Origin of the sequence: Rhizocola hellebori, from assembly GCF_016862955.1 — a bacterium.
Classification (GTDB): Bacteria; Actinomycetota; Actinomycetes; order Mycobacteriales; family Micromonosporaceae; genus Rhizocola; species Rhizocola hellebori.
In genome coordinates, this window is the sequence record NZ_BONY01000026.1 from 1 (window position 1) to 24,496 (window position 24,496).

At 68.5% G+C, this 24,496-nt stretch carries 26 protein-coding genes; 8 read left to right on the forward strand and 18 right to left on the reverse strand.

All coding sequences use genetic code 11. The annotated features are described in order from the left end of the window. Positions 1-69: 69 nt before the first annotated feature. Entirely contained in the window at positions 70-603 is a 534-nt protein-coding gene (locus Rhe02_RS21510) for a GNAT family N-acetyltransferase (RefSeq protein ID WP_203910100.1), read from the forward strand. Positions 604-612: 9 nt separating this feature from the next. Here Rhe02_RS21510 and nusB read toward each other — a convergent pair whose 3' ends face one another. The 6 genes from nusB to aroC all read right to left on the reverse strand — a co-directional run bounded on the left by nusB (position 613) and on the right by aroC (position 4,919). Further along, positions 613-1,026 carry a transcription antitermination factor NusB gene (gene nusB, locus Rhe02_RS21515; protein WP_203910213.1) on the reverse strand — a complete coding sequence of 138 codons (414 nt, stop codon included), beginning with the start codon at positions 1,024-1,026 and terminating at the stop codon, positions 613-615. Positions 1,027-1,107: 81 nt separating this feature from the next. Next, complete coding sequence (gene efp, locus Rhe02_RS21520; RefSeq protein WP_203910101.1) at positions 1,108-1,665, reverse strand: elongation factor P; 558 nt, start codon at positions 1,663-1,665, stop codon at positions 1,108-1,110. 46 nt (positions 1,666-1,711) lie between these two features. Then, positions 1,712-2,137, reverse strand: coding sequence for a type II 3-dehydroquinate dehydratase (gene aroQ / locus Rhe02_RS21525; protein WP_203910102.1), 426 nt, complete (start codon positions 2,135-2,137; stop codon positions 1,712-1,714). Next, positions 2,118-3,152, reverse strand: a complete 1,035-nt coding sequence (gene aroB, locus Rhe02_RS21530; protein ID WP_203910103.1) for a 3-dehydroquinate synthase — start codon at positions 3,150-3,152, stop codon at positions 2,118-2,120. Before aroB ends, aroQ begins: the two co-directional genes overlap by 20 nt. A gap of 91 nt (positions 3,153-3,243) precedes the next feature. After that, positions 3,244-3,744, reverse strand: coding sequence for a shikimate kinase (locus tag Rhe02_RS21535; protein ID WP_203910104.1), 501 nt, complete (start codon positions 3,742-3,744; stop codon positions 3,244-3,246). Then, on the reverse strand, positions 3,741-4,919 hold the full coding sequence (aroC, locus tag Rhe02_RS21540; protein WP_203910105.1) for a chorismate synthase: 1,179 nt from the start codon (positions 4,917-4,919) through the stop codon (positions 3,741-3,743). Before aroC ends, Rhe02_RS21535 begins: the two co-directional genes overlap by 4 nt. A 53-nt stretch (positions 4,920-4,972) precedes the next feature. On the opposite strand from aroC, the gene Rhe02_RS21545 reads away from it, so the two are divergent. Then, entirely contained in the window at positions 4,973-5,812 is an 840-nt protein-coding gene (locus tag Rhe02_RS21545; protein WP_203910106.1) for a polysaccharide deacetylase family protein, read from the forward strand. Here Rhe02_RS21545 and Rhe02_RS21550 read toward each other — a convergent pair. Next, positions 5,795-6,172 carry a hypothetical protein gene (locus Rhe02_RS21550; RefSeq protein ID WP_203910107.1) on the reverse strand — a complete coding sequence of 126 codons (378 nt, stop codon included), beginning with the start codon at positions 6,170-6,172 and terminating at the stop codon, positions 5,795-5,797. The two genes, Rhe02_RS21545 and Rhe02_RS21550, sit on opposite strands and share 18 nt — an antisense overlap. 112 nt (positions 6,173-6,284) lie before the next feature. Between Rhe02_RS21550 and Rhe02_RS21555 the strand changes: the two genes are divergently transcribed. Both Rhe02_RS21555 and Rhe02_RS21560 read left to right on the forward strand, forming a co-directional pair. After that, positions 6,285-6,803: an RNA polymerase sigma factor gene (locus Rhe02_RS21555; RefSeq protein ID WP_203910108.1), complete on the forward strand. Its 519-nt coding sequence runs from the start codon at positions 6,285-6,287 to the stop codon at positions 6,801-6,803. Between the two features lie 2 nt (positions 6,804-6,805). Then, positions 6,806-7,891, forward strand: a complete 1,086-nt coding sequence (locus Rhe02_RS21560) for a TolB family protein (protein ID WP_203910109.1) — start codon at positions 6,806-6,808, stop codon at positions 7,889-7,891. Here Rhe02_RS21560 and Rhe02_RS21565 read toward each other — a convergent pair. The 9 genes from Rhe02_RS21565 to Rhe02_RS21605 all read right to left on the reverse strand — a co-directional run bounded on the left by Rhe02_RS21565 (position 7,884) and on the right by Rhe02_RS21605 (position 17,712). Further along, positions 7,884-8,705, reverse strand: a complete 822-nt coding sequence (locus tag Rhe02_RS21565; RefSeq protein ID WP_203910110.1) for a shikimate dehydrogenase — start codon at positions 8,703-8,705, stop codon at positions 7,884-7,886. The two genes, Rhe02_RS21560 and Rhe02_RS21565, sit on opposite strands and share 8 nt — an antisense overlap. After that, positions 8,699-9,907, reverse strand: a complete 1,209-nt coding sequence (gene mltG, locus Rhe02_RS21570; protein ID WP_373320670.1) for an endolytic transglycosylase MltG — start codon at positions 9,905-9,907, stop codon at positions 8,699-8,701. Before mltG ends, Rhe02_RS21565 begins: the two co-directional genes overlap by 7 nt. After that, positions 9,904-10,350, reverse strand: coding sequence for a Holliday junction resolvase RuvX (ruvX, locus tag Rhe02_RS21575; protein ID WP_203910111.1), 447 nt, complete (start codon positions 10,348-10,350; stop codon positions 9,904-9,906). The genes mltG and ruvX overlap by 4 nt, the downstream gene beginning before the upstream one ends. Positions 10,351-10,354: 4 nt before the next feature. Further along, positions 10,355-13,033: an alanine--tRNA ligase gene (alaS, locus tag Rhe02_RS21580; RefSeq protein ID WP_203910112.1), complete on the reverse strand. Its 2,679-nt coding sequence runs from the start codon at positions 13,031-13,033 to the stop codon at positions 10,355-10,357. An 8-nt stretch (positions 13,034-13,041) separates the two neighbouring features. Next, complete coding sequence (locus Rhe02_RS21585) at positions 13,042-13,350, reverse strand: hypothetical protein (RefSeq protein WP_203910113.1); 309 nt, start codon at positions 13,348-13,350, stop codon at positions 13,042-13,044. 1 nt (position 13,351) lies between these two features. Continuing rightward, positions 13,352-13,804 carry a DUF948 domain-containing protein gene (locus Rhe02_RS21590; RefSeq protein ID WP_203910114.1) on the reverse strand — a complete coding sequence of 151 codons (453 nt, stop codon included), beginning with the start codon at positions 13,802-13,804 and terminating at the stop codon, positions 13,352-13,354. Between the two features lie 63 nt (positions 13,805-13,867). After that, positions 13,868-15,946 carry a hypothetical protein gene (locus tag Rhe02_RS49925; protein WP_239123967.1) on the reverse strand — a complete coding sequence of 693 codons (2,079 nt, stop codon included), beginning with the start codon at positions 15,944-15,946 and terminating at the stop codon, positions 13,868-13,870. After that, positions 15,943-17,319 (reverse strand): replication-associated recombination protein A, encoded by a 1,377-nt coding sequence (locus tag Rhe02_RS21600; RefSeq protein ID WP_203910115.1) that lies wholly within the window; start codon positions 17,317-17,319, stop codon positions 15,943-15,945. Before Rhe02_RS21600 ends, Rhe02_RS49925 begins: the two co-directional genes overlap by 4 nt. 90 nt (positions 17,320-17,409) lie before the next feature. Next, the gene (locus Rhe02_RS21605) at positions 17,410-17,712 is read right to left on the reverse strand and encodes a hypothetical protein (RefSeq protein WP_203910116.1); all 303 of its coding nucleotides are present in this window, start codon (positions 17,710-17,712) and stop codon (positions 17,410-17,412) included. A 260-nt stretch (positions 17,713-17,972) separates the two neighbouring features. Here Rhe02_RS21605 and Rhe02_RS21610 point away from each other — a divergent pair, with 260 nt between their 5' ends. Further along, on the forward strand, positions 17,973-19,295 hold the full coding sequence (locus tag Rhe02_RS21610) for a hypothetical protein (protein WP_203910117.1): 1,323 nt from the start codon (positions 17,973-17,975) through the stop codon (positions 19,293-19,295). Here Rhe02_RS21610 and aspS read toward each other — a convergent pair. Both aspS and Rhe02_RS21620 read right to left on the reverse strand, forming a co-directional pair. After that, on the reverse strand, positions 19,285-21,030 hold the full coding sequence (aspS, locus tag Rhe02_RS21615) for an aspartate--tRNA ligase (protein ID WP_203910118.1): 1,746 nt from the start codon (positions 21,028-21,030) through the stop codon (positions 19,285-19,287). The genes Rhe02_RS21610 and aspS overlap by 11 nt on opposite strands. 10 nt (positions 21,031-21,040) lie before the next feature. Then, on the reverse strand, positions 21,041-21,526 hold the full coding sequence (locus tag Rhe02_RS21620) for a hypothetical protein (RefSeq protein WP_203910119.1): 486 nt from the start codon (positions 21,524-21,526) through the stop codon (positions 21,041-21,043). Between the two features lie 34 nt (positions 21,527-21,560). On the opposite strand from Rhe02_RS21620, the gene Rhe02_RS21625 reads away from it, so the two are divergent. The 3 genes from Rhe02_RS21625 (at position 21,561) to Rhe02_RS21635 (ending at position 24,494) form a co-directional block, all read left to right on the forward strand. Beyond that, a complete protein-coding gene (locus tag Rhe02_RS21625; RefSeq protein WP_203910120.1) occupies positions 21,561-22,259 on the forward strand; it encodes a response regulator transcription factor in 699 nt (232 codons plus the stop codon). 49 nt (positions 22,260-22,308) lie between these two features. Continuing rightward, positions 22,309-23,208, forward strand: a complete 900-nt coding sequence (locus Rhe02_RS21630; RefSeq protein ID WP_203910121.1) for a sensor histidine kinase — start codon at positions 22,309-22,311, stop codon at positions 23,206-23,208. Positions 23,209-23,306: 98 nt separating this feature from the next. Beyond that, a complete protein-coding gene (locus Rhe02_RS21635) occupies positions 23,307-24,494 on the forward strand; it encodes a cytochrome P450 family protein (protein WP_203910122.1) in 1,188 nt (395 codons plus the stop codon). The last annotated feature ends 2 nt before the right edge of the window (positions 24,495-24,496 follow it).

Below are 24,496 nucleotides of genomic sequence, written 5' to 3' on the forward strand. Positions count from 1 at the left end.
TATGGTCGCGTGCGAAGCAACGCGCGGCATCGCCGCGGAGCGGCGAGTGGTGGAGATAGAGTTTGGACTATGCCTCTGATTCGGCGGGCTGGGCTCGACGACACCGAGCAGATCGCGGCGAACCATGTGCGCAGCTGGCAGGCGGCTTACGCGCACGCGCTGCCTTCCGACTTTCTGGCGGCGCTCGACCCTGCTGATTGGGCGCTGCGACGCCGGGAAATGCTGGCCAGACGGATCCCGCCGGCCGAGGTGTTCGTCGCTGAGGCCGACGGGCGGGTGATCGGTCATGCGGCGGTTGGGCGTTTCCGCGACGAGGACAACATCGCGCAAGACGGCATCGGCGAAGTGATGGCTATCTATGTCGCGCCTGAGCACTGGTCGACCGGGGCCGGCCTGGCCTTGATGCAAACCAGCGTTAAGCACCTTGTCGAGCAGGGCCTCACCGAGATCCGGCTGTGGGTGATCGCCGACAATCCCCGCGCCCGCGGCTTCTACGAGCGCTTCGGTTTCCTGCTCGACGGGAACTCCCGCATGCAGCCGATCGGCTCCGGCTATGAGCACCTGCCGCCGATCAAGCATGTTCGTTACACGCTTTACCGGTGACGGGCCGCCCTAGTCGCGCGGAGCGTAATCGGCGATGCGGCCGAGCAGGCCGTTGAGGAAACGCGGCGAGTCATCGGTGGAAAGCTCGCGCGCCAGCTCGACAGCCTCGGTGATGGCCACCGGGTCGTCGATCTCATCGACGTAGAACAGCTCGTAGACGGCGATCCTGGCCAGGTTGCGGTCGACCACCGGCATCCTGTCCAGCGTCCAGCCCTCGGCATAGGTGGAGATGGTTTCGTCGATGCGTCGCAGGTTTTGGTCGACGCCGTGGACGAGGCTGATGGTGTAGGGCAGGTGCTCCGGCTTCGGGCTTTCCAAACGCTCGACGTAGGCGTCGAGCACCCCCGGCACCGGCAGATCGCGCAGATCGGCTTGGTAAAGCACATCCAGCGCACGCTTACGCGCCCTGCGGCGCGCAGGCATGTTGGTCTTTGGGCCTTCAGGCATTACGCAAGCTCCATGCCATAAGGCCCAACGGGCGCTGAGTCGCTGAGGTGCAAGGCATTACGAGCGACCGAGGTAACGGCCATCGCGCGTGTCGACCTTGATCTTCTCACCGGTGGTGATGAAGAGCGGCACCTGGACGGTCGCGCCGGTGGAGATGGTGGCGGGCTTGGTGCCGCCGGTCGAGCGGTCGCCCTGCAGGCCCGGCTCGGTATAGGTGACCTCGAACATGAGGCTGGTTGGAAGCTCGATGTACAGCGGCACACCCTCGTGCGTGGCCACAACGACCTCGCCCTCGGGCAGGAGGTAGTTCACGTTGTCGCCCACGGTGGTCGGCGACACGTGGATCTGGTCGTAGGTGTCCAGGTCCATGAAGACGTAGTCGTCGCCGTCCTTGTACAGGTACTGCATCGAGCGCTTGTCGACGTTGGCGGTCTCGACCTTGGTGCCGGCGTTGAAGGTCTTGTCGACGACCTTGCCAGAGAGCACGTGCTTGAGCGTGGTGCGCACAAACGCCGGGCCTTTGCCGGGCTTGACGTGCTGGAACTCGACCACCGTCCAGAGCTCGTTGTCGAGGTTGAGCACGATGCCGTTTTTGAGGTCGTTCGTGGTGGCCACTGCCGTGTCTCCTGATTAGTAATCAATGAACAAACGCCGGTTGAGTCTACCGGCTTGATAGGTGCAGCAGCGCAAGACGGTAGCCATCGACACCTAAGCCGCAGATCACACCGGATGCCACGCCGGAGATCACCGAGTGATGCCGGAACTCTTCGCGAGCATAGATGTTGGAGAGATGCACTTCGATCAGCGGGGCGTTGAGCATGGCGCAGGCGTCACGCAGGGCGATCGAGTAGTGCGACCACGCCCCCGCGTTCAGCACCACCGCCGCCCCTTCGTCGGCGGCCCGGTGCAGCCAGACCACCAGCTCGTGCTCGTCGTCGGTCTGCTTGACCTCCACGTCGAGGCCGAGCTCCGCGCCGGTTTTGATGCACATCTCGGCCAGCGAGGCGTAGTCGGTCAGACCATAGATGTCGGTCTGCCGGGTGCCGAGCCGGCCAAGATTGACTCCGTTAAGCACGTAGGTCTTCATAAGCCCTCATAAGAAGATCTTCATCATCGACGGGTACCGTCACCGGCCGCGCCAGGTCGTCAAGAAGAACAAACCGTAGCGCACCTCCGCGAGACTTCTTATCGATGGCCATGGCAGCCCGCAATGCGGACCAGTCGCCCTCGTAGCCGATGGGCAAACCCAGGTCCAGCAAGAGTTTGCGGGTCTGCTCGGTGAAGTCGGGCCGCCCTGTCCGCGCGCCCACGGACGCCGCGTAGACCATGCCGACGGCCACCGCGTTTCCGTGGGACCAGGTGTAGCCCTCCACCTTTTCGATCGCGTGGGCCAGGGTGTGGCCGTAGTTGAGGATCTCCCGCAGCCCGGACTCCTTCAGGTCGTTGGCGACCACATGAGCCTTGACCCTGATCGAGCGCTCGATCAGCTCGCGCAGGGACTCGGTGGGCGTGGCGACCAGCTCCAGGATCACCGGGTCGGCGATGAAGCCGCACTTGACCACCTCGGCCAAACCGGCGGTGAGCTGGGCCGGGGGCAGGCTGCGCAGGGCGGAGAGCTCACACAACACGCCCGCCGGGGGGTGGAAGGAGCCCACCAGGTTCTTGCCGGCGGAAATATTTATGCCCGTCTTCCCGCCGATGGCCGCGTCGACCATCCCGTTGATGCTGGTGGCGATCGGCACCCAGCGCACGCCGCGCAGCCAGGTCGCGGCCACGAACCCGGCGATGTCGGTCAGCGCTCCCCCGCCCACGCCCACGACGACGTCGGAACGGGTGAACCCGTTGGCCGCCAGCTTGTCCCAGCAGCCGGAGGCGACCTGAACGGTCTTGCCGGCCTCCGCGTCGGGCACCTCGATCGGGGTGACCTCCAACCCGGCATCGATGAGCGAGTGCACGGCATGCGAGGCGTCGTGGCTGACCGAGGCGGTGAAGATGACCGCGGCCCGGCTCGCCCCCTCGACGAACCCGGCCACCTGCGGGCTCACATGGTCACCGATGATCACGTCGTAGGGCTGGTCCCCGCCGACAGATATCCGTGTCACGCCGACACCTCCCCACGACGGCGAGCCGCCGCGCCGCCGGACACTCGCTGTGGACCGCCATGGTGCCCGCCAGCGCGGGCGCAGATGGGGATCATGTGAGCGCCTTTGCTATCTCAGTCACGATTTCGGCGGGCTCGCGGCCGCTGGTGTCGACGGTGTGGGTGGCGACCTCCTCGTAGAGGGGACGCCGTTGCTCCATCAGGTAGCGCAAGGTGGCGCGCGGGTTCATCATCAGCAGCGGCCGGCCCTGGTCAATTCCCACCCTGCGCACCGCCTCGCCCAGCTCCACCGTCAAGAAGATCACCGTGTGCGCCTTGAGCAGGATGCGGGTCTGCTCGGCCAGGATCGCCCCGCCGCCCAGGGCCAGTACACCGTCGTGTTCGGACAGTGCACGGGCCACCGCTTCGCGTTCCAGGGCACGGAAATGCTCCTCGCCCTCCTCGACGAAGATGTCCTGGATCGGTTTGCCCTGCGCTGCCACGATATCGGCATCAGTGTCGCGAAAGGACACTCCCGCCTGTTGCGCGAGCAGGGTGCCGACCGTGGACTTGCCCGAGCCGGGCGGGCCGACGATCACGGCTAGCGGTTTCATGCGATCACCAGGCTTGCCAGGTACCCAGAAAGATTGCGTTTGATCTCGGCAACGGAATCGCCGCCGAACTTCTCGGTCGCCGCTTCGGCGAGCACAAGCGCCATCATGGATTCGGCCACGACCGCCGCGGCCGGCACCGCACACACGTCGGAGCGCTGGTTGATGGCGGTGGCCGCCTCGCCGGTCGCCACGTCCACAGTGGACAGCGCGCGATTGAGCGACGAGATGGGCTTCATCGCGGCGCGCACCCGCAGCGGCTCACCCGAGGTCATGCCGCCCTCAAGCCCGCCCGCCCGATCGGTGAGCCGCTTGACCCCGGTCGCGGTCGGCACGATCTCGTCGTGGGCCACCGAGCCCCGGGAGCGCGCCTGGGTGAACGCGTCGCCGATCTCCACGCCCTTGATGGCCTGGATCGACATCAGCGCGGTGGCGAGCCGGGCATCCAGCTTGCGGTCCCACTGGGTGTGGCTGCCCAGGCCGGGCGGAACTCCGTAGGCGAGCACCTCGACGATGCCGCCGAGCGTGTCGGCATCTTTCTTGGCGGCGTCGACCTCGGCGACCATCCGCGCGCTGGCCTCAGAATCCAAGCAGCGCAACGGGTCTGCGTCTATCCGCTCCTGGTCGGCGGGGGTCGCCACCAGGCCCGGCTTGACCGCCACCGAACCCAGCTCCACCACGTGCGACACGATCTCGATCCCGAGCGCCTGCCGCAGCAGGGCTTTGGCCACCGTGCCGACAGCACATCGGGCGGCCGTCTCTCTTGCGCTGGCCCTTTCGAGGATCGGCCGGGCATCCGTATGGCCATATTTCTGCATGCCCGCCAGGTCGGCGTGACCGGGCCGGGGCCTGGTCAGCGGGGCGTTGCGGGCCAGCGAGGCCAACAGGTCGGCGTCGACCGGATCGGCCGACATCACTATCTCCCACTTCGGCCACTCGGAGTTGCCGATCTGGATGGCGACCGGGCTGCCGAGGCTGAGCCCGTGCCGCACCCCGCCCAGAATCGTCACCACGTCCTGCTCAAAGCTCATCCGCGCGCCCCGGCCGTAGCCGAGCCGGCGCCGGGCGAGCTCCCGGCCGATCTGGTCTGACGTAATCTCCACCCCGGCCGGGACACCGTCAAGGACCGCCACCAATGCCGGTCCGTGCGATTCCCCTGCCGTCAGCCATCGCAACACCTGATCAGTCTTTCACGCCCCCCAAAGATCTCTACATCTGCCATCATGTCCCGATGCGTTCGTCACGGGGGATCTTCGTTTGCCTTACCCTGGCAACGGTTCTGGCCGGTTGCGGCTCGCCCGCGCCCACTCCCGCCCCACCGCCGGCCCCACCCGCAAGGGTGAGCGCCGAGCCGATCGCCGCGCGCCCCCAGCCCGGCGCCGTCGATCCGGGCCGCACCCCGCCGATCGTCGACCACGGGCCCCGCGGCCAGAAGGTCGTCGCGCTCACCTTCGACGCCGACATGACCCCCTCCATGCTCGCCGCGCTGAAATCGGGCCAGGTCAAGTCATACGCCAACCTGGCGATCCTTGACATCCTTGAGGAGAGGCGGGTTCCGGCGACCTTCTTCGTCACCGGCATGTGGGCCGAGCGCTACCCCGACGTGCTCGAGCGCATCGCCGCCCAGGACCGCAACGAGATCGCGAACCACACCTACCGGCACGCGGCCTACAAGCCCAACTGCTACACCCTCGAACAGCTCCCCCGGACAGAGATGACCGCCGACGCCCGGCGCACCTTCGAGGTATTGGCCCCCTTCGGCGGCAACCAGACCCACTACTTCCGCTTCCCCGGCCTGTGCCACGACGCCGCCGCCCTGACCGCGCTCGCCCCACTCGGAGTCACCGTCGTCGACGGCGACGTGGTCTCCGGCGACCCCTTCGCCACCGCAGCCGCACCGATCGTGCGAGCGGTGCTCGATAGGGTTCAGCCCGGGTCCATCGTCGTCATGCACATCACCGAAGCCAACGCCGCCTTCACCGACGAAGCCCTCGTCCCGATCCTCGAAGGCCTGGCCCAACGCGGCCTGCGTCCGGTCAAACTCTCCGAGCTCCTAGCCTCTGTCCCCTGACCGGCTTCGGGCTATCAGGGCCACGGTGAGTGCCGCGCCGCCGACGCCGAGGTGGAAGATGTTGTCGACCGGGCCGAGCGGGATCGCGAGGTGGGTTTCCAGCAGCAGGCCGTCGATGAACCAGCCGACGACGCCCAGGGCGGTGTAGAAGACTCCGATGAACCAGGTGTAGAGGATCGCGGGGGTGAGCGAGCGGGCGAGCCAGCCGGCGTAGCCGGCGAGGGCCGCCGAGCCTAGGTGGAGCATGCTGTGCAGCCAGTCGTGGGCGAGCCGGTGCTCGACGAGCTTGACCGCCAACGGATAGACAGTGAACAGCAGGAACACCATGGTCGCGATGCGACAGAACCTCCGGTAAGGCACCGCCGAAGTCTAAGAGCGAGCCGCAAACAGCGCTGCCCGCGCACCTGCAACCGGAACCCGCCGCCGCGTGTGTAGCTAGCGTCGAACACCACCACGCCACTCAGGAGGAGGAATGATCTCGGTGGCATTGACCGTGGGCGTGCCGCAGGCCAGAGCGCGGGAGTCGGCCGACTTTGACGAGTTCTACTCGGCCAGCGTTCGCGGCCTCACCCTTCAGCTCTACGCCTACCTTGGCGACCTGTCCGAAGCCCAGGATGTGGTGCACGAAGCGTTCGCCCGGGCCTTCGCCCGCTGGAAGCACCTCAGCGGATATGACGAGCCGGTGGCCTGGGTACGCCGAGTGGCCTGGAACCTGGCCACCAACCATTTCCGTAAGCAGCGCAACGCTTCGGTGTTCCTGCGCCGTCAGCGCACCGAGCACATCGAGGGCCCCGACCCCGATCGGGTCGCGCTGACCCGGGCCCTGGCGACCCTGCCCGCCAACCATCGCCGTGCCGTCGTCCTGCATTACCAGGCCCAGCTGAGCGTGGCCGAGATAGCGGCACAGGAAGGTGTCGCCGAGGGAACGGTCAAGTCGTGGCTCAGCCGCGGCCGCGCCGCGCTGGCCGCCCAGCTGAGAAGGGAGAACTGATCATGAGTGACTTCGACGACGACCAGCTCATCTCGGGTGCTTTCCAGCAGTTCAACCGGGCCGCCGATCCTGCTCTACGCCCAGCCGGCCCGGCGGTGGTGCGAAACATTGCGGCACGGCACCGGCGAAATCGCCTCGCCACGCTCAGCGCGCTGGCGGCCCTGGTAATCGCGGCACCCGTGGCCACCTATGCGGCTCTAGGCCAGGACAACCAGGGCCCGCCAACGCCGGGCGGCACGCCGTCGGCAACCGCGGTCCCCACGCCGACGAGTTCGCCGGCTCAGCCCGTCTTCGCGGTGGCCTACTTCGCGACCTCACGCACCGGCGAACCGGTGCGAATCTATGCCTTCGGTGCCGACGGGAAGACCAACCTGCTGACCTCCATCAGCCCAGACGAATACGAGTTCGTCTTCGCGACGATCTCCGTCGCACCCGACGGCAGCAAGCTCGCCTGGGTCGCCAGCAACAACGATCTTTACATTGCCAATCTCGACGGCTCCGAAAAGCGAAAGCTGGCAAGCAATGTGTCAGCGGCGGGTCATTCCGCGCCGGTCTGGTCGGCCGATTCGAAGAGCCTGATCACCTCCGACCGCACCATCCAGGTCGCCACCGGCGCAGTCAGCGGGCCGGGCGCTGTCGGCCTTTATCTGCGATGGTCGGCCAACGGATCGTTCTACGCGCACGTCGCCGCCGGCCCGAGCCGGGTGATCGTCAAGCGTGCGGACGGCAGCCTGGTCAGGCAGGTGTCCTACACCTGCACCGAATGTGAGGTAGCGGGGCCTTCGGTGGTGGATGTCTCTGAGGACGGGCGTTATGTCGCCCTTGGGCCCTTCCCCACCGACGGCGGGCGCGCCCATAGCTGGCGTGAGCTGCTCGACACCCAGACCGGCAAGCTGCGTCCCATGCCTGTCAACGAGACCAACTCGGGACGGTTCTTCCACGACGGGCTCATCATCATCGCGGTTGACGGGCAGCTGAAGGTAATGGACAGCGACGGCACTGTGCGCCAGACCTACCCGCTTCCGGCTGAGCTGACCAGCGTCTTCACACCGTCCTATCTGGACGTGACGATGCTGGGCGTCAGGTGAGGGGCATGCCCCGCGCTGCGAAGAGCGCCGCGCGCATTTCCGCGCGCGGCGCTGGCACACCGGTGAAAAGCTCGAACTGGCCCAGCGCCTGCTCCAGCAGAAGGTCCAAACCGGACACAATGTGGCACCCAGCGGCGGCAGCCGAGGCGGCCAGAGGGGTGGGCCACGGATCGTAGACGACATCGAAGAGCACGGTCTGCGCCCGCCAGCGCACGGAAATGTCGTCGGCCACGCCCTTGGGGACGGTGGAGATGACGACATCGTGCATCCCGCAGCGGGCAACGCCCGGCCAGGTCATGCCGGACAGGCTCAGCCGCAGCGCCTCGGCGACCGGGCCCAGCTCGTCGATGGCCTCGGCGCGCCGGGCAAACAGCACCACCTGGCGCACGCCCAGCTCGGCCGCGGCACCCAACGCGGCCCGCGCTGTGCCGCCGGCCCCAAGCACGGCAACGGATTTGGGCCGGGTCACCCCGGCCGAACGCAGGGCGGCGACCATTCCCGGCACGTCGGTGTTCTCCGCGTGCCAGCCATCGTCGCGGCGTACCAGGGTGTTGGCGGCTCCGATCGCCTCGGCCAGCGGGCTGACCGAGGTGGCCACCTTGAGGGCGACCTCCTTGAGCGGCATGGTAAGCGACAGCCCGGCCCACTCCGGGCCCAGCCCTTCGACCAGGCCCGCGAGGTCGTCCTCGGCGCACTCGGTGGCGTCGTAGCTCCAGTTTTCCAGGCCTGCAGCGGCGTACCCGGCGTTGTGCAGCACAGGCGACAGGGAGTGGCCGACGGGTTTGCCGAGCACCCCGGCACGCCTGCTCAGCATGTGGTGAGGAACCCGTTGCGGCAGCCGACCTGCTTGTTGTTGTCATGCTGGGAAAGGGTGTCGGCGAACAGGGTGGTGCCCTGCGCATCGACGGTCACCCAGTAGAGCCAGTTGCCCACGGGCGGATCCATGGCCGCTTTGAGCGCGTTCTCACCCGGGTTGCCGATCGGCGTGGGGGTCAGACCGGGCCGCTTGTAGGTGTTGTACGGGTTGTTCGCGTTCTGCATCTCGCTGACCCGCAGGTCGTTGGAGTGCTTCGGATCCTTGCCCTGCAGCTTGAACTGATAGTTGAACGCGGCATCGACCTGGAGCAGCTTGGTGTCGGCCTTGTCGGTGTAGGCGCGGTTGTAGATGGCGCGCGCGGCCTTGCCCATGTCCTCCGGCTTCTGCACCTCACCCTCCACAATGGACGCGGTGACCAGCGCCTCATAGGGCGAGATGTGCCGCTCGGCCTGGACCCGGTCGGCGAAGCGCATCTTGCCGGTGACGGTCAGGAAGTGGTTCACCATCACCTTCAGCGCGGCTTCGGCGCCGATGTTGGGCGGGAACTCGTAGGTCGCCGGGAACAGGAACCCCTCCAGCGACCTGGGTGTGGTCGGGGCGACGCCGTCCTTGCGGTTGAACCACCAGTCGGGGATGCCCAGCTTCACCGGGTCTTGCGCGGCGGCTTTGAAGTCATCCACGTTGAGCTTGAGCGCCTTGGCCAAAATGTCATAGATCTCAAGGGTGATCAGGCCCTCGGGAATGGTGACGCCGTTGACTATCCGGTTCTTCAGGTCGAGCAGAGCCAGCACCGCCGCGGCGCCGCTCATCCGCTTGTGCAGGTTGTATACACCAGGCTGAATCTTCAGCGCGTCGCGATTGCCGCTCTCGGTGAACGCCTTCTCGCTCTTGATGACGTCAGCCGCTTTGAGCGTCTTGGCGATGTCGACCTGGGTGGCGCCGGGCAAAATCTCGATCTGGACCGTCTCCGACACGCCCTGACCCTGATAGTCGGGCGTGGTGAACTTCTGCGCCAGCGCTTGATAACCGAGATAGCCGCCGAAGCCCAGCCCGCCCAGCAGCAGCAAAGTCACCAGTAGCGCCATAATGCTGCGGCCGCGGGTGCCCTTGTTCTTCTTCCGGGCCGCCTTTCGGCCGCGTCTGTGACGCCCCTTGTCGTCGGGCTCATCGAACCCGAGATCCAGGTCATCAATCATCATCTACGCCTCCGCTGCGAGTCGAGCCAGCTTTGCAAGATTTCCACCGCGGCCGCCTGATCGACAACCGCCCGCTGGCGCCTCCCTTTCACTCCCCGATCCGAGAGCCTACGGGTCGCCGCTACCGTTGACATCCTCTCGTCAGACAGCACCACCGGCACCGGGGCTATCACATCCGCCAATTTTTCAGCATATGCGCGGACATGAATCGCGGCTGGTCCTTCCGCCCCGGAGAGGTTCACTGGCAGCCCCAACACCACCTCGACGGCCTCGTGTTCGGTGACCAGTTGGGAGATCTCTGAAATGTCCGTGGGCAAGTCCGTATTCTCGGTGTTGTCACGCGCCAGCGTGACCACGGGAGTGGCAAGAATCCCGTCGGGGTCGCTTCTGGCCACCCCGACGCGAACCTTGCCGACATCGATACCGAGTCTTACCCCACGCTGCATGGATCTACGCGTCAGCCAATGCGCGCTCGACCGCGACGAGCAGGTTGGGCGCTTCCTCCGCCGGAAGGCCACCGCCCTGCGCCAGATCGGCGTTGCCGCCGCCCCGGCCCGACAGGGCGCCCTTGACCAGATCCGCAGCGGAGATGCCGCGGCTCTTGGCGGCGCCGTTGATGGCCACGATGAGCGAGGCCTTGCCGTTCGCGCGGGAGACGACCGCCACCACGGCCGGGCGATCGGCCGCAATCATTCCGCGGACCTCCTGGGCCAGCGTGCGCACGTCGTTGACCGCCGCGCCCTCGGGCGCCTCGGTGCCGACATAAGCGACCCCGCGCAGATCCTTGGCCTGCGCGGCAAGCGCGGCCGCACCCCCGAGCACCAGCTGGGCGCGCAGCTTCTCCAGCTCACGCTCGGCGTCTCGCAACTGCGACACGGTCTGCTCAACACGTTCTGCCACTTGCTCATTTGGTACCCGATAAAGCTCAGCCAACCGGGAAACCAGCAGATGTTCCTTGGCGAGGTGCCGGAAGGCATCCATGCCGACGAGCGCTTCCACCCGGCGCACCCCCGAGCCGATGGAGGCCTCCGACAGGATCTTCACCAGGCCCAGGTGGCCCGAGCTCGGGGTGTGGGTGCCACCGCACAGCTCCCGCGCGTAGTCGCCGACCTCGACGACGCGCACCACGTCGCCGTATTTCTCGCCGAACAGCGCCATCGCGCCCATGGCCCGCGCCTCTGCCTGTGAGGTGAGGAAGGCACGGACCTCAAGGTCCTGCATCAGCACCTCGTTGATCTGCTGCTCCACATCGTGAAGCACGCTTGGCGCAACCGCCTGCGGGGTGTTGAAGTCGAACCGCAGCCGGCCCGGCGCGTTCATGGACCCGGCCTGGGTGGCGGACTCGCCCAGGAAGTTGCGCATGGTCTGGTGCACGAGGTGGGTCGCGGTGTGGGCACGCGAGATGGCCCGGCGGCGCTCAGTGTCAATCTCGGCGAAACCAGCCTCCCCCACGCGGATCTCGCCATCGACGATCTTCACCTTGTGCACGATCAGGCCGGGCACCGGCTGCTGCACATCGAGCACCTCGGCCCGGCCACCACCCACCGTGATCAGGCCCGTGTCGGGCTGCTGGCCACCGCCCTCGGCATAGAACGGCGTCGAGTCGAGCACCAGCTCGACGATCTCGCCCAGCCCGGCCACCTCGACCCGGCCCGGCGCGCCCAGCAGCGCCCGCACCCGCGACTCGCGGGAAACCTCGGCGTAGCCGGTGAACTCGACCGCACCGCCGTCTTCGAGGGCCGAGCGGTAGGCGGAAAGGTCGGCGTGGCCGCTCTTGCGGGCTTTGGCGTCGGCCTTGGCGCGCGACCGCTGCTCGGCCATGAGCCGGCGGAAGCCCTCCGTGTCCACCTTCAAGCCCTGCTCGGCCGCGATCTCCAGGGTCAGATCGATCGGGAAACCGTAGGTGTCGTGAAGCTGGAAAGCCTTGTCGCCACTGAGTTCCTTGGCCTTCGCCTTCTTCGTATCGGCGATGGCGGTGTCCAAAATGGTGGTTCCCGCGCGCAGCGTCGACCGGAATGCCTCCTCCTCCGCGTACGCGTACTGGGAGATGCGCTCGAATTCCTCGGCCAGCTCGGGATACGAGGGCGACATCGCGTCGCGCGCCACCGGCAGCAGCTCGGGCAGAGCCGGGTCTTCGTAACCGAGCAGCCGCACCGCGCGGATGGCCCGGCGCATGATGCGCCGCAACACATATCCGCGGCCCTCGTTGGACGGGGTCACCCCGTCGCCGATGAGCATCAGCGACGTGCGCACGTGATCGGCGATGACCCGCAGCCGCACATCGTCGGGATGCGACTCGCTGGCCACCTTGGAAACGCCTTGGCCGTAACGCTTTCCGGTCAGCTCGACGGCGCGGTCGATGAGCGGGCGGATCTCGTCGATCTCGTACATGTTGTCGACGTTCTGCAGGATCGACGCCATGCGCTCCAGGCCCATGCCCGTGTCGATGTTCTTCGCGGGCAGCTCACCGACGACCCGGAACTCCTGCTTGCTCTTCACGTCCGCGATCTCGTACTGCATGAAGACGTTGTTCCAGAACTCGAGGTAGCGATCCTCGTCTACCTCGGGTCCGCCCTCCTTGCCATATTCCGCGCCACGGTCGTAGTAGATCTCCGAGCACGGCCCGGCCGGGCCGGGAATGCCCATCGACCAATAGTTGTCGGCTTTGCCGCGGCGCACGATGCGCTCCAGCGGCAGCCCGGTGCGGTGCCAGATGTCGATGGACTCGTCGTCGTCGAGGTAGACTGTGGCCCAGATGCGCTCCGGGTCCAGCCCGTAACCGCCCTCGGAAACCGGCTTGGTGCTCAGCTCCCAGGCCAGCGGGATGGCCTGCTCCTTGAAGTAGTCGCCGAAGGAGAAGTTGCCGTTCATCTGGAAGAACGTGCCGTGGCGGCTGGTCTTGCCAACCTCGTCGATGTCCGGGGTGCGAATGCACTTCTGCACGCTGACCGCGCGCTTGAACGGCGCCGCCTGCTGGCCTAGGAAGTAGGGCACGAACTGCACCATGCCGGCGTTGATGAACAGCAGGTTGGGGTCGTCGATAGCGGGCAGGGGTGCACTGGGCACCACGGTGTGCCCGTTGGACTCGAAGTGCGCCAGGAACCGTCGCTTGACCTCAGCGGTCCTCATCGTGGGTGTCACTCGCTCTCAAGTTGCTGCTTGAACCTGGCAAACCGGTGCCCCACACCCTGCGCCCAGGGCAGGTCCGGCGCATCCAACGCTATCCCCTCGGCGAAGTGAGCGCGGATGTCGTCCTCGCGCTCTTCCATGCCATCGCGGAGGTCTTCGAGGAATCCGCGTACCGACCCGGCCGCACCCGACAGCGACTCGTGGGCCTGACCGGCCAGCCCGGCCGGGGAGAAAGCGCTGACCTTCTTCGTAATCGTGCGGACCACCACGACACCGATGCCGATGCCTATGCCGAGCCACATCAGCCGCTTGAACACCTCAGCCCCTCCGCATTCGCTTGCGCGCCTTCAGCTCCTCGCGCATGGCCTGCTCCTCGTCGGCCTTGCGCTTGTCGCCGGTGGCCTTGCGCAGGCCGTAGGTGAAGGCGGCCGCCTTGACCAGCGGGCTGGACGCGGTCGTGGTGACCACGTTGACAAGGTTGGCGACATTGGCGGTGGCCGACGAGACATGCTGAGTCATCACATCGACGCGGGCGAGCTGGACGTTGACACCGTCCAATGAGGTCTGGAACTGGCCGAGCGTGGTGTTCACGTTGTCGACGGTCAGGTTGACATTGTCGAGCATCGGTCCTGTGCGCTGGTTGACCTGGCGCAACGCCTGCGTCGCCTCGTCAACGGTGTGCCGCAACCGAAGGATGGGCACAGCGAGAACGATCACGAGCATCAAGAACGCACCCGCAGCGATGAGCGCCGCGATCTCGCCACCAGACATGCCAATGACCCTACCGCAGGGCCTGATCGCAACCCTCGCGGCTCGGCGAATGTGGGGTGGCCGCTACGGCGTCGGGCTCGCCGACGGGTTCAGGTCTTCATCGGTGAGGTTGTCCAGCCCGGGATCCAGCGACGGCTCGGGCGAGTAGCGCAGCCTGATGTCATCGATGGCGTTGAAGACCTTGATGTGCACGACCGAACCGCCGCACTCGGAGGGCGCCGGATCCGGAGTCGCCTCCGGCGAGGCCGACGAAGTGGGCACGGGCGTGTCAAAGCCGCGCCGCCCACCACCTTCCAGCTTGCAGGGTGGCTCGCTGACGGTCAGGTCGAGAGTGAACTCGTCACGCTGCCAGCAGCTGTGGTCGCCCTGCTCGGGCGTCTCGCTCGGCTCGCAGCCCTGGATGTTGACCATCGGCGACCAGCCGGCGCCTACCAGCGCGTCACGGTAGACCTTCGCGGTATCGGGAATGGTCTTGCTCGAGTCCGCTGTCCTTTCCCTGTACCGGCAGTCGAGCAGGCACCATCGGCTGCCCGTGATGTTGTCGGTCTTGTTGGCCACCGCCCAGTCCGGCACGGCCAGCGCGTCGAGCGAGGTGATCACCGGGTCGCGGGTGGCCGCGCGCAGCACGAAGTAGAAAGGCAACGCGCCCACCACGGCCACCACCAGCGCGATGAGCGTCCACATGCGCAGCCGCTGCTGCTCGCGAAGCTGGCGGCGTACCTCGGAGCGAGCTCCTCGGATCGCCTGCACACCGGCGGCCAGACCTGCGCGCGGGCCGTGTCCGGCCGCCGCCGCGGGCGGGGGCGGACCGGCCGGCGAATGCGGCCGCACCGGTGCCTGCGGACCGGGCTGGAGCGGGATTCCGGGCGCTGTCATCGGGGGCGCTCCGGCGCCCATCACCGAACCCAGGGCCAGGCCGGCGCCGCGCAGCGGGCGCGCCGGGCCGATCGGCTCAGGCTCGGCGTTGAGCGGTGGCTTCAGGGCACTGGGACGGGCCGGGGTCCCGGGCGCGAACGGTGACCGGCGGCGCGGCTCGTCGCCCGGCGATGGAGGCGGGCTGGCCGGGGTGCGCCGACGCGGCTCATCGACGGGTGGGGGGATCGGGATGCTGGACCGGTCGCCGAACGGACGCCGCCGTGTCTCCTCGACCGGCGGTGGCGTGACCGGAGCGCCCAGGCTGGGCCGAAGCCCGAAGGGCGAACGCCGCCGCCCTTCCTCGGGCACCCCCGGGGACGAGCGGTCGCCGAAGGTGGACCGGCGGCGGGGCTCGTCGGACGGTGGCGAGCTGACCGGAGCGTTGGAGCCCGGCCGTTCGCCGAACGGGGAACGGCGGCGCACCGGCTCGTCGCCGGAATCGCCCCGGCGCGCACCTCGGCCACCGGCCGGGGGTTCGTCCATGGGGTCGCTGCGGCGTGAGCCGCCTCTGCTCGGTGGAGGCTCGTCCAGGTCGCGGCGGGACCCGCCTCTGCTTGCCGGGGGCTCGTCGATGGGGTCGCGACGCCCGCGACCGCCGGGTGCGGGCGAGATCGGGTCGGAGTCGGAGAAGGCGGACCGCCGACGTGGCTCGCTCTTGCCGGGCCGGTCGAAGAGCGCATCCTGCTCGGGCTCTTTGCGCGCGCGCCGGCCCACCAGCTTCTGCGGCTCGGGCTCGGGCTCTGGCCGGGCGCGGCGGCCTACCAAGGTCTGCGGGTCGGGCTCGGGCTCAGGCCGAGCGCGGCGGCCCACCAGGGTCTGCGGGTCGGGCTCCGGCTCAGGCCGGGCCCGGCGGCCCACCATGGACTGCGGGTCGGGCTCCGGCTCGGGCTGGGCCCGGCGGCCGATGAGGTTGGCGGCCGCGGCCTCCATGCGGGCGCGGCGGCTCTCCATCGACTCGGCCTCGGCGGCCCGGCGGCGGCCCGAGGGCTCCCCGCCCTCCGCTCGGTTGCGCCGCGGTGCGGACTCGCGCGGCGGGCGCGGCTCGGCCGGCGCGGAGTCGTGGTCGCCGAGTGCGCTCAGCTTGGCCCAGCGGTCGGTGCCGCCACTCGTGAAGTCGTTGGGACCAAGATCGTCACCGGACTTCTTGGCTTTTCGAAGATCGTCGAGCCAGCCGGTCTCCTCCTTGGGGATGTCATCACCCGGAGAAGAAGAACGTTTGCCACTCATACTTCTCTTCTCTCCTCATCGGTGACGCCGCTGCGGATCAGGTGACGGAGCTTCGGCAACCGCTCGGCGATGGGGCGTTCCGCACCGTGGGTCGTCGGACGATAGTAGTCAACCCCGGTGAGCGCGTCTGGAGGGTATTGCTGTGGCGAGACCCCGCGCGGGTCGTCGTGCGGGTAGAGGTAGCCGATGCCGTGCCCCAACCCCTTGGCCCCGCTGTAATGCGCGTCACGCAGATGCTGGGGGACGGTGCCGGCCCGGCCCGCCCGCACGTCCTCCAGGGCCTTGGAGATGGCGACGGTGACCGCGTTCGACTTGGGGGCCGTGGCCAGGTGGACCACGGCGTGGGCGAGGTTGAGCTGAGCCTCGGGCAGGCCTATGGTCTGCACCGCGTAGGAGGCGTTGACGGCCGCGGTCAGCGCGGTCGGGTCGGCCATCCCGATGTCCTCGCTGGCGAGGATGACCAGGCGGCGCGCGATGAAGCGCGGGTCCTCCCCGGCGACCAGCATCCGGGCCAGATAGTGCAGCGAAGCGTCCACATCGGAGCCTCGCATGCTCTTGATGAAGGCGCTGATCACGTCGTAATGCTCGTCGCCGTCGCGGTCGTAGCGCAATGCGGCCACGTCGACGGCTTTCTCGGCCATGTCCAGGTCGATCTCGGCCGACTCGCTCGCGGCCGCCGCGCCGAACGCGGCTTCCAGCGCCGTCAGCGCCTTGCGCACATCCCCGCCGGCGAGCCTTACCAGGTGGTCTTCGGCGGCGGTCGCGAGCTTCACCTTGCTCGCCAGCCCCCGCGGGTCGGACACGGCGCGGCGCACCAGCTCGCGGACGGCGTCGTCGCCCAGCGGCTTGAGGGTCAGCAGCACGCAACGGGACAGCAGCGGATTGATCACCGAGAAGTGCGGGTTCTCGGTGGTGGCCGCCAGCAGGGTGACCGTGCCGTTCTCGACCGCGGCCAGCAGCGAGTCCTGCTGGGTCTTGGTGAAGCGGTGCACCTCGTCGATGAACAGGACCGTCGGCTTGCCACCAGACATGCGCCTGCGCCGAGCGGCGTCGATCACCTCGCGGACGTCCTTGACCCCGGCGGTCAGCGCCGACATGGCCACGAAGTGGCGCTCCTCGGCCGCGGCGACCAGGTGGGCGATGGTGGTCTTGCCGCACCCGGGCGGACCCCACAGGATGACCGACATCGGGGCGCCCCCGGCCACGACCCGGCGCAGCGGCGCCCCGGCCGCCAGCAGATGATCCTGTCCGACCAGCTCATCGAGGCTGGCCGGGCGCATGCGCACGGCCAGTGGGGCGTCCGACGACGGCACAGCGAACTCCGGCCCCGCACCCTTGGCGGGCGTGAGCTCGAACAGTCCGTCGGGTTGCATTAGCCAGACGATACCTGGCTGTTCAGGCGCCGCCACCCCTCAGCACTGTAGGCAATGATGCCAATACGCTGCGTCGCCCAATTCGTTCGCCTATTTCCACGAGTGCCGTCGACGCATCCCTATCCGGCGCAGCGCCTTGCGGGTTTCGGCGGTCACCAGCGGGGCGATCCAGCTGCCCGGCTCCCAGTCGTCGCCTCCGGCGAGGTCGACCACTTTGGCCCGCTGCTTTCCGGCCCTTACCGCGGGCAGGGCACACATGGCCCGGAAGAGTTCGTGTGCGGCGTCGCGGTCGACGGCGCCGATCGCTTCGATCGTCCTTTCCGGACGGTGCACCTCGTCACGCTCGGGCTCGTCGCGTACCCAGGTGAGGAGAACAAGAAAACGTGGTCGCATGGTTGCTCCATCCGGTCATCGGCCGACTGATGGACACGCGACGGGATGCGGCCCGGGACCCCGGCTTCCCCGCCGCGCGTCCGCTTCCACCGACGCCGCCCCGATGGCCACCGGCAGCGAAAGCCCTCACCTCAGGCTGCCTGTCAGAGCACGACCGCATAATGAATGCGCAGTGCATTTACAGTGCAACTGCGAGGCATATGTCGGGAATGGACGATCCTTTTCGGCTCACTGAGCCCGCCGGCGGGGGGTGTGGCGGGGTGATTTCGGTGTGGAACGCGAGCGCCGCTCACGCGCTTCGCGAGGCGATGCGCATGAGCATCGACGACTTCGCCAGCCACCTGGAGGTCTCCCGCCGTGGCGTGGCGAGTTGGGGCAAGCGCGGCGAGGCCAGGCTGCGCTGGGACGTGCAGCGCAAGCTCGACGAAGCCCTGGCCGCCGCGCCCGCCGCGGTGAGGCGACGGCTCGCCGCGACTCTCAGCGCGCAGCAGCAACCTGCGCCGACCAGCGCGGCCGGCAGCCCACGGTGGCCGCTCACAGAGCAGCTCACCGCGGCCGCGGAGGATGATGCGGCAGGGCTGGCGCTCCTGATCGGCGAGCAAACCACCACCGCCGCCGCAGGTGTCGCGCCGATGGTGGCCACGCTCGGCGAGCTGCTCGTCCCGCCGCCGCAGGCCCGCGGGGCGCGGCCACCGGCGCTGATCCACCTCGAGCTGCAGGTGGCCAGGGCCAGGATGGCCTATCAGGAGGCGCGCTATCGCGCCGTGGCCGGCGAGCTTGCCACCCTCGCGCAGGCGCTAGCCGAGGCCAGAGCCGACGGACAGGCACGTTTTCCGCACCGGATCAGACGGCTCGCCGCCGCGGTGCACCAGATCACGGCCGGTCTGCTGGTCAAGCTCGGCGAGCTGCCGCTGGCCATGCTGGCGGCGGAGCGAAGCGCGAGCGAAGCGGAGGCGAGCGGGGATCCGCTTGTCATCGCCGCCAGCGCCCGCTGCACAGCCCAGGCCTTGCACCACAGCGGGCATCACGAACGTGCGCTTGCCTACGCCCGGCAGGCGGCCGCGCAACTGGCCGCCACGGTCGGCCTCGACGGCCCGCGCCCAATGTCAGCCTATGGGGCCCTGCTGTTGAGCGGGGCGGTAGCCGCGGCTCACGCCGCCGATCGCGCGGCCGCCGCCGCACTCCTGACCGACGCGGCACGAGCCGCGAAAACCCTTGGGGCGGAAAGAAACTTCGGCTGGACGGCATTCGGAGCCAGCAACGTGTCGCTGCACCGGCTCGACGTCCTGCTTCAGCTCGCCGAGCCGGCCGCCGCGCTGCAGGTGTCAGCCGCGATCGACCCCACCGCGATCTTTCTGCCAGAGCGGCTGGCGGCCTATCACGTCGGCAGCGCCCGCGCGTTACAGGCCATCGCCCAGCCCGCGGCCGCCGTGGGGGCGCTGAAGAAGGCCTATCGCGTCGCGCCCGAAGAGGTGCGCATGCGCCCCGACACGCGCCTGCTCGCCACCGAGCTGGCCGCAGCGACGCGCGGCCCGGCCAAGGCCCAGGCCGCGCGTTTCGCCGAGCTGGTGCTCAGGCCTTGACCGCCTCCTTGGGCTTGGCGTCCACGCCGGCCTCCTTGCGCTGCTGACCCGTGATCGGGGTCGGCGCGCCGGTGAGCGGGTCGAAACCGTTGCCCGACTTGGGAAACGCGATGACGTCACGGATCGAGTCGGTGCCCGCGATAACCATGCAGACCCTGTCCCAGCCGAAGGCGATGCCGCCGTGCGGCGGGGGGCCGTATTGGAATGCGTCGAGCAGGAAGCCGAACTTGTCCTTCGCCTCCGCCTCGGTGATGCCCAGCAGGGTGAAGACGCGCCTCTGCACATCGCCACGATGGATACGGATCGAGCCACCGCCGATCTCGTTGCCGTTGCAGACGATGTCGTAGGCGTAGGCAAGCGCCTTGTCCGGCGCCTCCTCGAACCGGTCGAGCCACTCCTCGTTCGGTGAGGTGAACGGGTGGTGCACGGCCGTCCAGGCACCGTCGTCAGTCTTTTCGAACATGGGGGCGTCGACGATCCAGCAGAAGGCCCAGGCGCTCTCGTCAATCAGGTTGGCGCGCTTGGCGATTTCGATGCGCGCCGCGCCGAGCAGCTCCTGCGACGCGTGCCGGGCACCGGCCGCGAAGAAGACCGCGTCGCCGGGCTTGGCCCCGACCGCGTCGGCCAGGCCGGTCAGGTGCGCCTCGGACAGGTTCTTGGCCACCGGGCCACGCGCCTCGCCGGTTTCCGCGTCGAGCACGACGTAGGCCAGCCCGCGCGCCCCGCGCGCCTTGGCCCAGTCCTGCCAGCCGTCGAGCTCCTTGCGGGTCTGGGCGGCCCCGCCGGGCATCACGACCGCGCCCACGTAGTCGGCTTGGAACACGCGGAAGTCGGTACCCGCAAAATAGGCAGTTAGGTCTTTCAATTCCACCGAGTAGCGCAGGTCGGGCTTGTCCGAGCCGTAACGGTCCATAGCCTCGTGGTAGGTGATGCGGGGCAACGGCGCCTGCAGCTCGTAACCGGCCAGCTCCTTCCAGAGCGCGCCCACGATCGCCTCGCCCAGCTCGATGATGTCGTCCTGGGTCACGAAGGACATCTCGATGTCGAGCTGGGTGAACTCGGGCTGGCGGTCGGCGCGGAAGTCCTCGTCGCGGTAGCAGCGCGCGATCTGGTAGTAGCGCTCCATCCCGGCCACCATCAACAGCTGCTTGAACAGCTGGGGCGACTGCGGCAGGGCGTACCAGGAACCGGGCTGAAGCCGAACGGGGACAAGGAAGTCGCGCGCGCCTTCGGGGGTCGACCGGGTCAGCGTCGGCGTCTCGATCTCCAGGAACTCCCGCTCGCCCAGCACCTCGCGGGCGATGGCGTTGGCTCGCGACCTCAGCTTGATGTAGCGAGCCTGGGTGTCGCGGCGCAGGTCGAGGTAGCGGTGGCGCAGGCGCGCCTCCTCGCCGACGGTGACGTGCTCGTCGATCGGGAACGGCAGCGGCGCGGCCTCGGAGAGCACCTCGAGATCGGTGACTGTGACCTCGATCGCACCGGTGGGCAGCTCCGGGTTCTCGTTGCCCTCCGGACGCGCCCCGACCGTGCCGGTCACCTTGACGCAGAACTCGTTGCGCAGCGCGTGCGCCTCCTCGGTGGACCTGAAGACGATCTGCACCACGCCGGAGCCGTCGCGCAGATCGATGAAGGTGACGCCTCCATGATCGCGACGTCGGGCCACCCAGCCCGCGAGAGTCACTGTCTGCCCCGCGTGTTCGGCACGAAGGGTCCCGGCTTGGTGTGTACGGATCATGGTGCCCATTCTAGGGTTCGAGGAACGACACCTCGGCGTAGGGCCTGCCTTCCCACCAGTGACAGTCGACGATGGTGTATCTGCCACCGGGTTTGAGGAATTTCAGGACCAGCCGCTGCGGCTGGGGCTGCTCCTGCGTGATCGTGTACCCGTCGCGGGCCGCCGAGGACACCAGGCTCACCACGCCGCCCGAGATGCGCACGGTCGCCGTCCCGCCGGTCACGTCAAACGAACGGGTGAAAGCCCCATTGCTGTATGCCCATCCGTCGTACATGGAAGGTTTCGGCTTCGGCGCCGCACTCGACGGGCGCGCCGGGCTCGGCGAGGCCGGCGACGCCGGAACGAAAATCACTGTTGGCGAAGGGGAAGCCGGCATCGGTACCGCGGCGAAACTCGACGACAGCAACGGGCGCAGGCCCCACCACACGGCGAAGGCGGCAAGGACGGTCAGCACCGCCCAGCCCACCGCGTAGAAAAACGCCCGCTGAGACCGCATTCGCTCATTGAACCCGAAGGACTAAGGTCCCACCATGCCCCTCGTACTCATCGTTGAGGACGACCCGATCATCCGCGAGGCCCTGAGCGACGCCCTGGCCGGCGCGGGGCATGTGGTGCGTGCCGTCGACAGCGCCCTGGCCGGCCTGCGCCAGCTCCGCCAGGAGCCACCTGACCTGGTGATTCTCGACCTCGGGCTGCCAGATCTCGATGGCGCCGACGCGCTGCGGATGCTTCGCGCGATCACCAACGTGCCGGTCATCGTCGCCACCGCCCGCCGAGGCGAGGTGGAGGCCATCCGGCTGCTCAACGCGGGCGCCGACGACTATCTGACCAAGCCGTTCTCCGCCGCTCACGTGCTGGCGCGGGTGTCGGCGGTGCTGCGCCGCACCGGCGCCCGCACCGAGCCCGAGTTCGCCGTGGTCGAGATTGGACCGCTGCGCCTCGACGAAGGCGCCCGCGCCGCCAGCCTGGACGGGGTTCCGCTCACCCTGACCCGCAAGGAATACGACGTGCTGGCCTACCTCGCGGCCCGCCCCGGCCGGGTGGTGACCCGCAAAGAGCTGTTCACCGAGGTGTGGCAGCAGCCGTTCGTCGGCGCCGACCAGACCCTCGACGTGCACCTGTCGTGGTTGCGCCGCAAGCTCGGCGAGACCGCGGCCCAGCCCCGCCTGCTGCGCACCGTCCGCGGTGTCGGCGTCATGCTGGTGCCACCGGGTCCTTCGGTCGCATGAGCAGGCTCGCCCTCACCGCAGCTGATGGCCTCCGGCACGAGGCGTTGGCATGAGGGGCACGCTGATCCGCGCCACGCTTGCGGTGACATCGATGATTGCCATCGCGTTCGGGGTGCCGACCGCGTTGGCCATCAAGCAGATCGCGCACGACCGGGCGCTCGTGGACGCCCGTGCCCGCGCCGTCGCGCAGGGCCGCGATCCAGCGACGGCAACCCTTGACAGCGCGGCACTTCAGCCCGGCGTGGCCCGCGCGTGGTGGACGATGGGCGCGATCGCCGCGGTGCTCATCGCCGGCTCGGTGGCCGCCGCCGACCGGCTTGGCGTGCGGGCGATCCGCGCCATGGACGCCGAACGCGAGGTCGCCGCCGACCTGTCCCACCGCCTCCGGACACCGCTGACCGCGCTGCGGCTCGACGCCGATGCTCTGCCCGCGGGTCCCGTCGCCGCCCGGATGCGCCAAGCCGTGGAGGCGCTTGACGCGGAAATCGACGCCATCATCCTCAGCGCCCGCAGCTCCTCCGCCGCCCGCGCGGTGGAAAAGACCGACCTTGTCGACGTCCTCGCCGATCGGCTCGCTTTCTGGGCCGTGCTGGCAGAAGATCATGGGCGAGATTTTCGGGTACTGGGCGCAGACCACCCCGTCTACCTGCCAGTCCCCCGAGCCGACGTGATAGCGGCGGTGGATGCCTTGCTGGGCAACGTTTTCGCGCACACCCCGCAGTCGACCCCGTTCCGCGTCACGGTCTCGGCCGGCGGGCTGGTCGTCGAGGACGGCGGCCCCGGCATAGCCAACGCCGCCACCGCCATGCAGCGCGGCACCAGCTCCGACGGCTCGACCGGCATCGGCCTGGACATCGTGGCCCGCATCGCCCGCCTGTCCGGCGGCCGGGTCGATATCGGCCGCAGCGACCTGGGCGGCGCCCGCATCACGCTCACCCTGCCCCATTGAACCCGTGCCCAGATACGTAGTATCAGCATGTTTGTGCTGGTAGAAGCGTTATCGGGGGCGTCGTGGGCACGAGTATTCCGTGGCAAATTTCATCGTCGATGGTCGATGTTCCGGAGGGTTTGCTGCGCGCTCGCCACCGAGACCCCTACCCCTATTTCGAGTGGCTTCGCGAACACGCGCCGCTGTTGCGGGAGGACAAGCCCAGCGGTTTGACCGTGTGGCACGTCTCCCGGTACGCCGACGTGCGCTCGCTGCTGTCCGACACGCGCCTCAGCAAACGCCCGGACCTGCTTCCGGCCTATGTTGCCGGACCCGCCGGGCTCAACGAGCATCTCGTGCACGCCGACCCTCCCGAGCACACCCGGCTGCGCGCGCTGGTCAACACGGCCTTCATCCCGCGGCGCATCGCCGCGCTCGAGCCGCTGATCCATGACACCGCCGCAGGCCTGCTGGCCCAGTTCGCCGATTCCGGTGTGGCCGACCTCATCGAGGATTTCGCCATGCCGCTCACCTTCACCCTCATCTGCACCATCCTTGGCGTGCCCGCCGAGGGGAACACCGCGCGCACCCGTGAAGTGCTTGCCCACACGGTGAATCCGGTCGCCAGCTCCGCGCAGCGGGCAGCGCATGAACGCGAGCTGCTCGACTATCTCGTGGCGCTGGTGGCTCACAAGCGCCGCGCCGGCCCCGTGGCCGAGGCGGATCTGCTCGGCGCGCTGATCGCGGCCAGCGATGAAGGCGGCACGCTCAGCGAGTCCGAACTGGTCGGCACGGCCTACCTGTTGCTGCTCGTCGGCCACGACACCACGGTCAACCTCATCGGCAACGGCATGCTCGCGCTGCTTCGCCATCCCCATGAGCTGCAACGCCTTCGCGACAACCCCGGCCTGATGCCTACCGCGATCGAGGAGCTGCTGCGCTACGACTCGCCTGTTCGCGACGCGACTTTCCGGGTTTGCGTCAAGCCGATCGAGCTCGCCCACGGCTTGATATCCCCGGGCGCCATCGTCAGCCTGCTCATCGGCTCGGCCAATCACGACTGGGACCAGTTCGACTCCCCGGGCCGGCTGGACCTGAGCCGCAGCCCCAATGAGCACCTGGCTTTCGGCCGCGGGCCACATTTCTGCATCGGCGCCGCGCTGGCCCGGATGGAAGGCGCCATCGCGTTCCGGCTCCTGCTGGACCGGTTCGGTGACATCGGTCTGGCTGTCCCGCCGCAGGACCTGGCCTGGCGTCCGTCGCGGGTGATGCGCGGCCTGTACCGGCTTCCGGTTCTGGTGGGCTGACC